Genomic DNA, 12,663 nt, shown 5'->3' with positions numbered 1-12,663 from the left:
AGTGATTGCCACTCGGCCTAGGAGATTTCGTGAAGTTCGGTATTACGTTGTTCACCAGTGACCGTGGAATCGAGCCGGCCGCCGCCGCGCGGGGTGCAGAGGCCAACGGATTCGACTCCTTCTACGTGCCCGAGCACACCCACATTCCGGTCAAGCGTGATGCGGCGCATCCACAGACAGGCGACGCATCGCTTCCGGACGACCGCTATATGCGCACACTCGATCCCTGGGTGGCTCTTGCGACGGCCGCGGCCGTGACCGAGCGTATCGAACTGGGGACATCGGTGGCTCTGCCCGTCGAACACGACCCCATCACACTCGCGAAGACGATCGCCTCGCTCGACCATCTGAGCGGCGGCCGCGTCGTCCTCGGGGTCGGGTACGGCTGGAATCTGGACGAACTCACCGACCACAACGTTCCGTCGGGTCGCCGTCGTACGATGCTGCGTGAGTACCTCGAGGCCATGCGGGCCCTGTGGACGGACGAGGAAGCTTCCTACGACGGTGAGTTCGTCACCTTCGGCCCGAGCTGGGCGTGGCCCAAGCCGAAGCGGGTGCCGCCGGTCATCGTCGGGGCCGCCGGCAACGAGAAGAACTTCACCTGGATCGTTCGCTCGGCCGACGGCTGGATGACCACTCCGGCCGAGGAGAACATCGACGATCGTGTCCGGCTGCTCCAGCGGATGTGGCATGACGCCGGCCGGGCGGGGGAGCCTCGGATCGTGGTGCTCGACGGCAAGCCGGATGTGGACAAGCTCCGGCGGTGGCAGGACCTCGGAGTGGCCGAGGTGGTCTACGGGTTGCCCGACCGGAGCGAGGAGGAGGTGCTCGCGTACCTGGGACGGCTCTCCGGAAAACTCGAGGGTTTGCGCGAGTCGACGGCGGTGAGCTGAGTAGTGCGGTTGGATGGAACGAGAACACCCGGGTGTGAGAACGTGTTCTAGTATGCTGTCCGCTGCTCGAAGAGAGGTCGGAGTCTGTGCGCATCGCGCTCTTGTCTTATCGAAGTAAGCCCCACTGCGGTGGACAGGGTGTGTACGTACGCCACCTGAGCCGTGAGCTGGTCGAACTCGGTCACGATGTCGAGGTGTTCTCGGGTCAGCCGTACCCCGACGTGGATCCGCGTGTCACCCTCACGAAGGTCCCCAGCCTCGATCTCTACCGTGAACCCGATCCGTTCAGAACGCCGCACCCCCGCGAGTTCCGCGACGCCATCGACGTTCTGGAACTGGCGACGATGTGGACGGCGGGATTCCCGGAACCACTCACGTTCAGCCTGCGGGCCGCGAGGTTGTTGCGGGAGCGGGCGGACGAGTTCGACGTGGTGCACGACAACCAGTGCCTCGGCTACGGACTCCTGCAGATCCAGAAGATGGGGCTGCCGGTCGTGGCGACCATTCACCATCCGATCACCCGCGACCGCGAACTCGATCTGGCGGCTGCCAAGTGGTGGCGCAAGGTCACCGTCCGCCGCTGGTACGGCTTTCTGACCATGCAGAAGCGCGTCGCGCGCCGGATCCCGGCGCTGCTGACGGTGTCGCAGTCTTCCTCCGACGACATCAGCGCGGCCTTCGCTGTTTCCGCGGACAATCTGGTGACCATTCCGCTGGGAGTCGACACCGAGGTGTTCCGTCCGCCGGCCGAGGCCCGGGTGCCCGGCCGGATTGTGTGCGTCGCGAGCGCCGACATGCCACTCAAGGGCGTGTCCACACTGCTCGAAGCGGTCGCGAAGGTACACACAGAGCGGACCGTCGAACTTGTGCTCGTCACCAAGCTGGCCGCCGGAGGTGTCACCGAGAAGCTGATCGAGGAACTGGCGATCGGCGACGTGGTGCGCACGGTCTCGGGCATCGACGACTCCGAACTGGCGGCGCTGCTCGGTTCTGCCGATGTTGCCTGCGTTCCGTCACTGTACGAAGGTTTCTCGTTGCCGGCCGTCGAGGCGATGGCCTGCGGAACCCCGCTGGTGGCGAGCCGGGCCGGAGCCATTCCCGAAGTGGTGGGTACGGACGACGAAGCAGGCGTGCTGGTGACGCCGGGGGACCCACAGGAACTCGCTGACGCGCTGGGCGCGCTGCTCGCAGACGCGCAGAGGCGGTCACGGCTCGGGGAGGGCGGCCGTCGACGGGTGCTCGAGCGGTACAGCTGGGCGGCCGTTGCGTCGAGGACGGCAGAAACCTATGCCGAAGCGATGGCGCAGACACAAGAAGGAGACCGCCCATGCTGACCGTGGACTTCGACCGGCTCGGTGTGAAACCAGGCGACAAGGTGATCGACATCGGTGCAGGAGCCGGACGGCACTCGTTCGAGCTGTATCGGCGCGGCGCCGACGTGATCGCGTTCGACCAGAACGCCGATGAACTGGCGGATGTCGAGAAGATGTTCGTCGCCATGGCAGAAGCGGGGGAGGCGCCCGTGGGTGCGGACGCGCGCGTCCAGGTGGGTGACGCGCTGAACCTGCCGTACGAGGACGGCACTTTCGATGTCGTCCTCATCTCCGAGGTGCTCGAACACGTGCCGGAGGACGAACGGGCCATCGCGGAACTGGTGCGCATTCTCAAACCGGGTGGTGTTGCTGCAGTGACGGTTCCGCGCTGGCTGCCCGAGAAGATCTGCTGGGCGCTGTCGGATGCCTACCATGAGGTGGAGGGCGGGCACGTGCGGATCTACCGCGCCGACGAGTTGGCGGGCAAGCTGACGTCGGCCGGGTTGGAGGTCCGCGGACGAGATCACGCTCACGCCCTGCACGCTCCGTACTGGTGGCTCAAATGTGCTGTGGGGGTGGAGAACGACGACAATCCTCTCACCAAGGCCTACCATCAGATGCTGGTGTGGGACATGATGAAAGCGCCCTGGCTCACCCGCACCGCGGAGAAGGTCCTCAACCCGGTGGTCGGCAAGAGCGTGGTGCTCTATCTCGAGAAGCCGAACCGGCCGAGCGTGGTGAGGGCGCCGCAGTGAGGGCGCACGCCGTGCCGTCGGTGCCGAACGTGCTGTCCGAGAACTTGATCCGGCAGACTGCGCGGTCCATCGCGGACGCCCAGGAGTCGTCCGGCGCGTTGCCCTGGTTCGCCGGCGGGCACACCGATCCGTGGGATCACATCGAATCCGCCATGGCCCTCGCCGCTGCCGGACTGATCGAGGAGGCGGAGGGCGCGTACGAGTGGTCGCGTCGCACTCAGCGGCTCGATGGCTCCTGGCCGATGGAGTTCCGCGACGGTGTGGTGCACAACCACGACTCCGACAGCAATTTCTGTGCCTACCTCGCGGTGGGGGTGTGGCACCATTTTCTGATCACCGGTGATCGGAAGTTCGTCGACTCGATGTGGACCGCGGTGCGCGCGGGACTCGACTTCGTTGTCGGGATGCAGACCTCGACCGGCGAGATTTTCTGGGCTCGCGGACAGGGCGGTGAGGACTGCCCCGAGGCGCTGCTGACCGGAAACTCCAGCATTCATCACAGCCTGCACTGCGGGTTGCTCCTCGCCCGACTGGTCGACGATCCGCAGCCGGAATGGGAATTTGCCAAATACACTCTCGGCCACGCGATCAGGCAGCACCCGGAGGCGTTCACCCTCAAGGACGAGTACTCCATGGACTGGTACTACCCCGTTCTCGGCGGCGCGCTGCGCGGTGAGACGGCGCTCGAGCGGATCGACTCGCGGTGGGACGACTTCGTGGTCGAGGGACTCGGTATCCGCTGCGTGGACCATCGGCCCTGGGTTACCGGGGCGGAGACCTGCGAACTGGTCCTGGCCCTCGACGCGATGGGGGAGCACGCCCGTGCGCTCGAGCAGTTCACCGCGATGCAACATCTGCGGCACGAGGACGGCTCGTACTGGACCGGACTGGTCTACAGCGACGGTAAACGGTGGCCGGTGGAGCAGACCACGTGGACGGGCGGCGCGATGATTCTCGCTGCCGACGCGCTGTCGCGCACCACGCCCGGAAACGGAATCTTCCGGGACGCGGCTGCCCCGGTGGGCCTACCGATCGGACCGGATCGGTGCGGCGACCACTGTCATGCCAGCGGTTCTCCCGTCTGACCGCTCACGCGCTCTAGCACTCGTAGCGAACCGGTCACGCCCACCTCTTTGAACTGGCCCGTGGCCAGGGCGCGTTCGTAGATCTCGAAGGGCGGCCGGCCACCGTCCGCGGGATCGGGGAACACATCGTGGATGACGAGTGCTCCACCCACGGTGACCCACGGCGCCCACCCCTCGAGGTCGCCGTTCGCGGCCGCCGACGTGTGCCCGCCGTCGATGAAGACGAAGCTCACCGGTGTCCGCCAGAACTGCGCGACCGTCGACGATCGTCCCAGCACGCCTACCACGTACTCCTCGAGACCCGAGTCGGCCATGGTGTGCCGGAACCGGCCGACGGTGTCGAGCACGCCGGTGTGCGGATCGACGAACGCCGGCTCGTGGTACTCCCAGCCGGGTTGATGCTCCTCGGAACCATGATGGTGATCGATCGTGACGATCCGGGCATCGAGGGCCTTTGCGGCCGCCCCGAGATAGATGGTGGAGCGACCGCAGTAGGTGCCGATCTCGACGCCCGTCCCACCCCTGGTCAGGTATTTCACCGCTGCTTCGTGCAGCGCGGTGCCTTCGTCTTCCGGCATGAATCCGGGAGTCGCATCGGCCAGTAGGAGCAGTTCGGCCGTCAGGTATTCGGTGCTCACAGCTACGTGTTCTCCGTTTCCGCAGCAGCCGCTCTGGCCGCCTTCTTCCGCTTGTGTAGCACTCCGCCGATCATCGAGTCGAGTTTCGTCCCCAGCGGCCAGCCCACGTAGTGGCACAGGAACAGGGCGATCTCGCGCAGCTGATCCTCGTCGAGTTCCTCGTTGTGCAGGGCGGCACCCACCTGGATCTCCGCGACGTCGATCAATCCCTGTGCGGTGAGAGCACCGAGGAGCAGGAGCCGGCGGTCACGAAGGCTCAGACCGGGCCGCGCCCAGATGTCGGCGAACAGGTGGTCGGCGGTGACGGCGAAATGAGCACCGGGACCGTCCTGCATCTCGAACCCGTACACCTTCTCCATCATGGCCAGCCCGCGCGTGCGGGTGTCATCGGTCATCGGTCTTCCCTTCTACAGTGCTCTCGACCTACAGTGCTCTCGACGCCGAGCCCAGGGCCCAGTCCTGTCAGCGCGATCCTGGCAAGCGGCAGGGTGACGTCGAGACGCTCACCGAGTCCGATTGCCAGCGACAGATCCTTCTCCCCGAGGTCCCGGACGTGGGACATGATCGGATACCAGTTGTCGTTCTCGTCGAGTGCCGCAGTGGTGTCGCGGAGCATGATTGCCCCGGCTCCGCCGGTGATCGCGTCGGTGTGACGGACCACCTTGCCGAGTTCGACGATGTCGAGCCCCGCGGCCTCGGCGAGCCGCCCCGCCTCTGCCGCGGCGGTGAACGACACGAAGTGCAGCAGGTTCCGGGCGAGCTTCATGCGCGTGCCCGCCCCCACGTCGCCCGCGTGGACGACGAGTTCGGCCCAGTGCCCGAACGGTTCGCGCACCTTCTCGAACGCGGTGTCGCTGGCCCCGACCATCACCGCCAGCTTCCCCTTGTGCGCGCCGGGAGCGCCGCCGCTGACGGGCGCATCGACCAGGTCGACACCGTGCTCACCGCACAGTTGCGCCAACTCGACGGCGGTCACGTCGCTGATCGTGGAGTGCACCGCGATCACGGCGCCCGGCCGCGCCGCCTCGAGAATCTGGGTGACGACGTCCCGCACCTGCTGATCGTTCAGCACGGTGACCGAGATGACGTCAGCGTTCTCGGCGACCTCGCGGGGGCTGGTCGTGGTCTTGGCGCCGGCCTTGCCGAACGGTTCGAGAGCCTCCGGCCGGGTATCGCACACGATGAGACCGCCCGGGCGATCGAGGAGCCGCTTGGCCATGGGCGCCCCCATGTTGCCGAGGCCGATGTAGCCGACGGACAGCAGCGCAGCGTTCTCGGTGGTGGTCACGAGCGGAAAATCTGTCCGCCGTCGACGTTGAAGATCTGCCCGGTGATCCAGCTCGCCTCGTCGGAGAGCAGGAACAGGCACGCCCCGACGAGGTCTTCGGGAGTACCCATACGCTTGAGTGGCAGTGACTTGACCATGTCTGCCACCATATTTCCCGGCGTGACCGTGCGGGTGGCCTCGGTGTCGATCGGTCCGGGTGCGATGGCGTTGACGCGGATGTTCATGCCACCCACCTCATGCGCGAGCTGCTGGGTGAGGCCGTTGATCCCGACCTTGGCGAGACCGTAGAACCCGGAGTAGAGCCACGCCGCGGTGGACGACTGGTTGACGATGGATCCGCCGCCCCGCTCGTTCATGTGCGGCCACACGGCCCGGGTCACGTTGAGTGCGCCGTCGAAGTTCACGCTCATGAACTTCTTGTAGTAGTCCCACGGCACGGTGATGAGGAGGTCGAGCTTCATTCCGCCGTAGATCGCGGCGTTGTTCACGAGATGATCGATGCCACCGAACTTCTGTACGGTGAACTCGGCGAGCTGCTTTGCCGATTCCTCGTCGGCGACGTCGACGTCCTTGAACACCGCGGTTCCGCCGTCCGCACTGATCTGCTTGGCTACCGTCTCACCCAGTTCGGCATTGAGGTCCGCGACCACCACGTTGGCGCCTTCGCGGGCCAGTGCCCGTGCATAGCCCTCGCCGATGCCCTGTGCGGCACCCGTGACGATGGCGGTCTTTCCGTCGAAACGTCCCATATCGATTGTCTCCCTGTACTTTTGTGAAGTCGTGCAGATTACTGTGCCGGTTCCGCAACCAGCTTGGTTTCCAGGTACTCCTCGAATCCGGCCACACCCATTTCTCGGCCGATTCCCGACTGCTTGTATCCGCCGAACGGTGCGTCGGCGGCATACCAGATTCCGCCGTTGACACCGAGCGTCCCGGTGCGGACTCCCTCCACGACGTGTTGCACGCGTGCGGGATCCGTACCCCAGATCGAGCCCGACAACCCGTAGGGGGAGTCGTTGGCGATACGGATCGCGTCGTCGTCGCCGTCGTGGGGGATGATCACGAGGACGGGACCGAAGATCTCTTCCTGTGCGACCCGGGAGCTGTTGTCCAGCCCGGAGATCAGGGTGGGCTCCACGAAGAAGCCGCGTTCTCTGTCGCTCGGCCGTCCACCACCGACCACGATCGTGCCGCCTTCCTCGACGGCCAGCCGCAGGTACTCCTCGACGCGCTCGCGTTGCCGTGCGGAGATCACGGGACCGCAGATGGTGCCCGGTTCGTTGGGGTCACCGGCAGGAAGGCCGCGGAGGGCTTTGGCGGTGGCCTCGACTGCCTCGTCGTACCGTTCCCGCGGCATGAGCAACCGGGTGGTGAGTGCGCAACCTTGTCCCGCATGAGTGCTCACGGTGAACCCTGCCATTGCGCACGCACCCGCGAGGTCGGCGTCGTCGAGGACGATGAACGCAGACTTGCCCCCGAGTTCGAGAAACACCTTCTTGAGCGATTGAGCAGCCGCCGTCATGACGGCCTTGCCGGTGGTGGTGGAACCGGTGAACGACACCAGATCCACGAGGGGATCGGTGGACAGCTGCGCGCCGACGGAGTGATCGCTCGACGTCACGATGTTGACCACACCAGCGGGGAAGTCGGTCTCCTCCGCGATCAGCTTTCCGACCAGCGCCGCGCACCACGGGGTGTCGGGGGCCGGCTTGAGGACAACGGTATTTCCTGCGGCCAGTGCCGGTCCGAGCTTGGCGAAGTTGATCTGGTGCGGAAAGTTCCACGGCGTGATGGCGCCGACCACGCCGACGGCCTCCTTGAGGACGCGTCTGCGCGACCTGATGCCCATCGTCGTGGACTCTCCCAGATCCGTTGTCCAGGAGTAGTCTTCGGCGAGTCCGGCAAAGTATCCGAGATCGTCGACCGGTCCCTCGAGCTGTGGTCCGCTGGTGAAGAATCGTGGGGCGCCGACTTCGGCGATCGTGATGTCGCGCAACTCCTCGATGTGGGACTTCAGGACGTCGCGCAGTTGCCGCAGGCAGCGTGCCCGGAAGGCGTGGTCGCGGGACCAGTTGGTGTCGTCGAACGCGCGGCGCGCTGCCGCGATGGCCGCATCCATGTCGGCGGAGGTGCCATCGGCGGCGGCGCCCAGCACCTCTTCGGTGGCGGGGTTGATCACATCGAAGGTGCCGCCGGAGCCCGGTACGAGTTTGCCGTCGATCAACAGGGAAGAACTTCCGGTGGGACGCAAAGTCATGTGTTCACTTCCGGTTCGGGGAATGAGACGCGGGTGGGCGGCACGTTGTCAGGAGTTTTCGGCGACGCGGAGGCGATGGATCGCCGGTGCGATCATGGCGAGAACTGGACATATGTCTGGACTATAGTTTGCACAACTGTACGACGCAATGACTTCGGTTTCCGGATCCGTATCGCCGGACGACACTTGTGGTAACGAAAGTGGGGTTTCATGAGTCTTCACGAGGGGCAGAACTTGGCGGGGCGCGCTGCGGTGGTCACCGGTTCGAGTCGGGGCATCGGCCGATCGGTGGCCCACGCTCTGGCGGCGGAGGGCGCCGGCGTGGTGGTCAACGGGCGCGACCGGGAGGCCGCCGAGCAGGTCGCGAAGGAGATCGTCGATGCAGGCGGACGAGCGATTGCGGTGCCGGGCTCGGCTGCAGCGAAGGGTGTCGCGGAGGCGCTCGCAGATGCGGCGGTGAGCACGTTCGGATCGATCGACGTCTTGATCAACTGCGCCGGTATCGCGGAGCCTTCACAGTCGTCCATCCTGAACGTCACCGACGAGCAGTGGAGCGAATTGATCGACGCGCACCTGACCTCGACGTTTCGCACGTGCCGGGTGATCGCTCCGCTGATGGTCGCCCAGGGAGGGGGCGCCATCGTGAACACGAGTTCGTTCGCGTTCCTCGGCGACTACGGCGGTACCGGGTATCCGGCGGCGAAGGGTGCGGTCAACAGCCTCACTCTGGCGATCGCTGCCGAGCTCGCCGAGTCGGGGGTGCGCGCAAACGTCGTCTGCCCGGGTGCGCGCACGAGACTGTCCGTCGGCGAAGAATACGAGCAGCACATCGAGCAATTGCATCGGCGCGGCATGCTCGACGACGCCGCGCACTACGGTTCGCTCAATCCCGCGCCACCGGAGTACGTCGCCGCGCTCTACGCCTATCTGGCGAGTGACAGGGCGGCGACCATCACCGGCAGCGTCTTCGTCGGATCAGGTTGCTTCGTAGGAAGGTTCGAGCGACAGACTCCCAGTTTCGTCGCCTACCGCGACCACGCCACGGCGCCGCCCTGGACCATGGACGAACTCGCGGAACTTGTCTCCTCCGCACAGCCGACCCCGGACAGTGCGCCGCGCAAAACGGACTCGTAAATCGTCTCCAGATCCATCTCGTCGGTCCGGTATCACACGAGCCACGACTTCGGCGTCGGATACTCGTCGTAGTCGTCGGGCCAGTCGGTGGGGCCGACGGCGGCAGCCCCCTTCGGCTCGGGTGGCGGAGCCGGGGAGGACCAGAGCCAGGTGAAGTATCGCGAGCCTTTCAGTTCGGTGACTTCGGGCGGCAGCGGCCAGGCGCGTTGCTCGACCTCGGACCATGTGCATTCCCCGTTGTCGACGCGGGCGGCGTACGTTTTCAGCTCGGGCGAGGAATGCGGCATCGCCGCCAACTCGAACATCAAGCCGTCGGTGACCGGGGTCGGTTCGTCGACCAGGTCCGCGACCTCCGTGCGCTCGGTACGGATGCGAATGGTTTCCAGGCGATCGGCCGCGTCGGAGAGCTTGCGGAATGCCGCTTCCACCGCGGGGTCCAGATCCCGTTCCGTCATACTCTTCCCCCTGGCTGGATCGTTGCTTCCCTTGCTGCGGTGTATGACTCGTGTCAATCAGCGTTCGCCCTGCGGTGAGCCCGGCTCCGGCCGGCAATGTCGGGCAAACCCGTAGAGGGTACCCTCCACCGGTGGTGGGATTCTTCAAGCTTCTCCAGAAGTACGGTGTGCTGAAACCGCTCAGGGACATCGCTATGGCCGTCGCCGCGCTCGGTGCGGTCATGACCGTGGTGATGTGGGTGGGCAACCCGTATGCCGATGACGCGCCGGCGACGGAAGAGGCAGCCTCGTCGTGGGCGCCTCCGCCTCCGTCCGGTCCGAGCACCACGGTCGCGCCGCTGCCGCCCGGCTTTCCGTCGATGGAGTTCCCGCCGCCGATGATCGAGGCGCCCGACGGTCAGCCCCAACCGGTTCCCACCAAGTTCGGACTGACCTACACCGTGCCGAATGACGAAGGCTGGCGTCCGAGTTCCACAATGGTCACCGGTTGGACGGATGATGACGGTTACATTGCTGGTTACGGCGCGGTTAGCACCTTCGGTTACAACTACTGCCCTGAGTACAAGGGCTCGACGTTGGCTGATGTCGGTATTACGGGTCGAAATGGTGTGGATATCGACACCGCTGCACGCGAGGCGGTCGGCAAGGCCGAACGAATCTTCGCCGACGATGTCCGCAACAAGCCGAAGGTTGAGATCCGGGGTCCGTTCGACTTTGAGGTCTCCGGCCGCCCGGCGGTCCGTTACACCGCCGTCGTCACCGACATTCCCCAGGAGCACTCGTGCGACGCTTCCCGGGCCGAATTCGACATTGTCGCCACGCCATCCTATGCCTCCGCCGAAGTGGGTGTTTTCATGGTCACCCACCATTTGGGGCTGTCCGACTCCCTCTCCGGCGACGATGTCGACAGGATTGTCGAATCACTGCGCAAAACTGCGGAATAGACGGGGGACGGCCGCATGAGTGAGAGATTCGACGCAGATGCATCTCAGATCGCGGGTCTCGCCGAGTCTTTCGACGAGATCGGCGCGGACAGTCGGCGGATCGCTGACTTCGTCGGCAAGAACGGACCGCCGAGTGCGGACTTCTCGGGTGCGATCATCAGCTCGTTGCTGACCCCGTTCGTCGTACTTTCCGATGCCACCACAACGCGCATGGCCGATATCGCGAAGCAGAATGTCGAGACCGGTGTCGAACTGAACAAGGCCGCCTGGATGTACCACGACCAGGAAACGAAGAACTATGACGCGCTCAACGCGCACACCCGTTACGTAGGCGACGGAACCGTCGAGTACGGATCGTATGCCGAAATGCCCGGTATCACCGCAGCTTACGATTCTCCGGTCAGCTTCCCCAAGCCGGAGGAAGTCAAGCTGGACGATCCGGTTGCCAACAAAGAGGATGTCGGCGCGATCGTCACCGAGGCAGCGGGCTGGCTCGGGGAGGTGAACGAATCCATCAAGAACGTCACCCGGATTGCCGGAAAGGAATGGAATCCGCTCGAGTACGTTCTGTCCCCGATCAGCGGCAACTGGAGTGAGCTGAAACGAATCGGTGAGACCTACAAGATCGCCGGGAATGCTTTCGAAGCGTCCGCCAGGAACATCGATGACGGCCTCAACCGTGTTGGTGAGTATTGGGATGGTAAGGCGGCATTGGCGTTCGACGACTACGCGCGCCTGCAGAGTACGGCGATGAAGTGGGAAGGCCCCGTCGGCCGCATCCTCGCCCTTGCCCTGGAGATGGTGGCCGACAAGATCAGAGATGCGGTGAGGACCGCGGTCGAGAAGCTGGCCGATCTGCTCGAGGCCGAGGTGAGCTTGGACGGTGTCTTCGGCAAGCTCAAATTCTTGGTGAAGAAAGTGCCGGTCATCGGCACTTCCGCGCAGATCGCATCGATCGCGCACACCATCTACAAGGTGGCCGATTTGGTGATGACTCTCGTGCGTGAGATCGAGGAGCTGACCAACCGGCTGAAGGAATACCTGGAGTTCTTGTCCGATCCCGCCCTGAAGGCGAAGGAAAAGTTGGACGAGAGACTCTCCCCGATCACCAGTCGGGTCGACGACGCCACCAGGAGAACGGCCATCGCGAAAGACATGGTCGAGGTCGGGCAGGCCGACAAGACCCTGAACCGGCCGAAGCACGGTTACGAGGTCGGGCAGGGAACCCAACCATGGGAGGACGCTTGACCGAGCCCGCCTTCGGGGCGTCGACCGATCGCTTTCAGGACGGTGTGCGCGTTCGCTCCGGCCGCTCGACCCCGGACAGTGCGCCGCGCAGTACGGACTCGTAGATCGTCTCCAGGTCCATCTCGTCGCCGAGAAAATCGGAGTTCACCAGCATCACGAAACCATGCATGGCGGCGAACATGCTCACCGCCGCGTCGAGGGTGTCCTCGGGTGGCAACCCGCATGACGCGAGCATCGAGCGGAGCGCCATGTTCGCGTCCAGGGCGGCGGAGAGGAAGGCGTCGCGATCGACCGGCGCCGTGGTGAGTGCTTGGTATCGGCGGGGGTGCCCGGTGGCCCAGGCGCGATGCGCGTCGACGAGGGCGCGAAGGCCGTCGGGCCCGGTCCGGCCCATGGCGACCTCGCGGAGGTGCGCTCCGAGTTCTGTCATGGTTCGCACCTGGACGGCGCCGCGCACGTCGTCGAGATTGCGGACGTGGTTGTAGAGGGACGCGGTGACGACGCCGAGACGGGCGGACAGATTGGTCATCGACAGTGCTTCCCAGCCGATCTCATCGACGATCTCGACCGCGGCATCGACCACCTTGTCTCGCGTGAGCGTGCGACGTCGGATGGGTGGGCGGGCGCCTTTCGTCATTGCCCCAGCATAGGGG

Annotated in this window: 14 protein-coding genes; 7 read left to right on the top strand and 7 right to left on the bottom strand. The window is 65.2% G+C overall.

From position 1 onward, the window contains the following. Positions 1-29 precede the first annotated feature (29 nt). From WAW17_RS29785 to WAW17_RS29770, 4 genes are all read left to right on the top strand, one after another. A complete protein-coding gene (locus WAW17_RS29785; protein WP_422336450.1) occupies positions 30-893 on the top strand; it encodes an LLM class F420-dependent oxidoreductase in 864 nt (287 codons plus the stop codon). A gap of 86 nt (positions 894-979) precedes the next feature. Then, on the top strand, positions 980-2,227 hold the full coding sequence (locus tag WAW17_RS29780) for a glycosyltransferase family 4 protein (protein WP_422336449.1): 1,248 nt from the start codon (positions 980-982) through the stop codon (positions 2,225-2,227). Next, positions 2,221-2,961, top strand: a complete 741-nt coding sequence (locus tag WAW17_RS29775; protein WP_422336448.1) for a class I SAM-dependent methyltransferase — start codon at positions 2,221-2,223, stop codon at positions 2,959-2,961. Before WAW17_RS29780 ends, WAW17_RS29775 begins: the two co-directional genes overlap by 7 nt. Continuing rightward, on the top strand, positions 2,958-4,046 hold the full coding sequence (locus WAW17_RS29770) for a prenyltransferase (protein WP_422336447.1): 1,089 nt from the start codon (positions 2,958-2,960) through the stop codon (positions 4,044-4,046). Before WAW17_RS29775 ends, WAW17_RS29770 begins: the two co-directional genes overlap by 4 nt. On the opposite strand, the gene WAW17_RS29765 is transcribed toward WAW17_RS29770, so the two are convergent. The 5 genes from WAW17_RS29765 to WAW17_RS29745 are packed head-to-tail and all read right to left on the bottom strand — an operon-like array spanning position 4,022 to position 8,229. Then, a complete protein-coding gene (locus WAW17_RS29765) occupies positions 4,022-4,684 on the bottom strand; it encodes a class I SAM-dependent methyltransferase (protein ID WP_422336446.1) in 663 nt (220 codons plus the stop codon). The two genes, WAW17_RS29770 and WAW17_RS29765, sit on opposite strands and share 25 nt — an antisense overlap. Positions 4,685-4,686: 2 nt before the next feature. Beyond that, positions 4,687-5,079: a carboxymuconolactone decarboxylase family protein gene (locus WAW17_RS29760; RefSeq protein ID WP_422336445.1), complete on the bottom strand. Its 393-nt coding sequence runs from the start codon at positions 5,077-5,079 to the stop codon at positions 4,687-4,689. After that, entirely contained in the window at positions 5,076-5,972 is an 897-nt protein-coding gene (locus WAW17_RS29755) for an NAD(P)-dependent oxidoreductase (protein WP_422336444.1), read from the bottom strand. Before WAW17_RS29755 ends, WAW17_RS29760 begins: the two co-directional genes overlap by 4 nt. Beyond that, on the bottom strand, positions 5,969-6,721 hold the full coding sequence (locus tag WAW17_RS29750) for an SDR family oxidoreductase (protein WP_422336443.1): 753 nt from the start codon (positions 6,719-6,721) through the stop codon (positions 5,969-5,971). The genes WAW17_RS29755 and WAW17_RS29750 overlap by 4 nt, the downstream gene beginning before the upstream one ends. Positions 6,722-6,759: 38 nt before the next feature. Continuing rightward, positions 6,760-8,229: an aldehyde dehydrogenase gene (locus tag WAW17_RS29745; protein WP_422336442.1), complete on the bottom strand. Its 1,470-nt coding sequence runs from the start codon at positions 8,227-8,229 to the stop codon at positions 6,760-6,762. Positions 8,230-8,439: 210 nt separating this feature from the next. On the opposite strand from WAW17_RS29745, the gene WAW17_RS29740 reads away from it, so the two are divergent. After that, positions 8,440-9,363: an SDR family NAD(P)-dependent oxidoreductase gene (locus WAW17_RS29740; RefSeq protein WP_422336441.1), complete on the top strand. Its 924-nt coding sequence runs from the start codon at positions 8,440-8,442 to the stop codon at positions 9,361-9,363. A 32-nt stretch (positions 9,364-9,395) separates the two neighbouring features. Here WAW17_RS29740 and WAW17_RS29735 read toward each other — a convergent pair whose 3' ends face one another. After that, a complete protein-coding gene (locus WAW17_RS29735; protein WP_422336440.1) occupies positions 9,396-9,818 on the bottom strand; it encodes a hypothetical protein in 423 nt (140 codons plus the stop codon). A 194-nt stretch (positions 9,819-10,012) separates the two neighbouring features. Here WAW17_RS29735 and WAW17_RS29730 point away from each other — a divergent pair, with 194 nt between their 5' ends. Next, complete coding sequence (locus WAW17_RS29730) at positions 10,013-10,762, top strand: hypothetical protein (protein ID WP_422336439.1); 750 nt, start codon at positions 10,013-10,015, stop codon at positions 10,760-10,762. A gap of 15 nt (positions 10,763-10,777) precedes the next feature. Continuing rightward, on the top strand, positions 10,778-12,010 hold the full coding sequence (locus WAW17_RS29725) for a hypothetical protein (RefSeq protein ID WP_422336438.1): 1,233 nt from the start codon (positions 10,778-10,780) through the stop codon (positions 12,008-12,010). Positions 12,011-12,044: 34 nt separating this feature from the next. On the opposite strand, the gene WAW17_RS29720 is transcribed toward WAW17_RS29725, so the two are convergent. Further along, entirely contained in the window at positions 12,045-12,647 is a 603-nt protein-coding gene (locus WAW17_RS29720) for a TetR/AcrR family transcriptional regulator (RefSeq protein WP_422336451.1), read from the bottom strand. Between the last annotated feature and the right edge of the window lie 16 nt (positions 12,648-12,663).

The sequence above is a fragment of the Rhodococcus sp. (in: high G+C Gram-positive bacteria) genome (assembly GCF_049286785.1).
Taxonomy (GTDB): Bacteria; Actinomycetota; Actinomycetes; order Mycobacteriales; family Mycobacteriaceae; genus Rhodococcus_F.
This window is presented reverse-complemented; position numbering and strand designations above follow the sequence as displayed.

Excerpts from the sequence above, each read along its gene's own strand:
- WAW17_RS29750 (WP_422336443.1), bottom strand. The coding sequence starts at position 6,721 with ATGGGACGTTTCGACGGAAAGACCGCCATCGTCACGGGTGCCGCACAG.
- WAW17_RS29725 (WP_422336438.1), top strand. The coding sequence starts at position 10,778 with ATGAGTGAGAGATTCGACGCAGATGCATCTCAGATCGCGGGTCTCGCC.
- WAW17_RS29775 (WP_422336448.1), top strand. The coding sequence starts at position 2,221 with ATGCTGACCGTGGACTTCGACCGGCTCGGTGTGAAACCAGGCGACAAG.
- WAW17_RS29730 (WP_422336439.1), top strand. The coding sequence starts at position 10,013 with ATGGCCGTCGCCGCGCTCGGTGCGGTCATGACCGTGGTGATGTGGGTG.
- WAW17_RS29735 (WP_422336440.1), bottom strand. The coding sequence starts at position 9,818 with ATGACGGAACGGGATCTGGACCCCGCGGTGGAAGCGGCATTCCGCAAG.
- WAW17_RS29720 (WP_422336451.1), bottom strand. The coding sequence starts at position 12,647 with ATGACGAAAGGCGCCCGCCCACCCATCCGACGTCGCACGCTCACGCGA.
- WAW17_RS29760 (WP_422336445.1), bottom strand. The coding sequence starts at position 5,079 with ATGACCGATGACACCCGCACGCGCGGGCTGGCCATGATGGAGAAGGTG.
- WAW17_RS29740 (WP_422336441.1), top strand. The coding sequence starts at position 8,440 with ATGAGTCTTCACGAGGGGCAGAACTTGGCGGGGCGCGCTGCGGTGGTC.
- WAW17_RS29745 (WP_422336442.1), bottom strand. The coding sequence starts at position 8,229 with ATGACTTTGCGTCCCACCGGAAGTTCTTCCCTGTTGATCGACGGCAAA.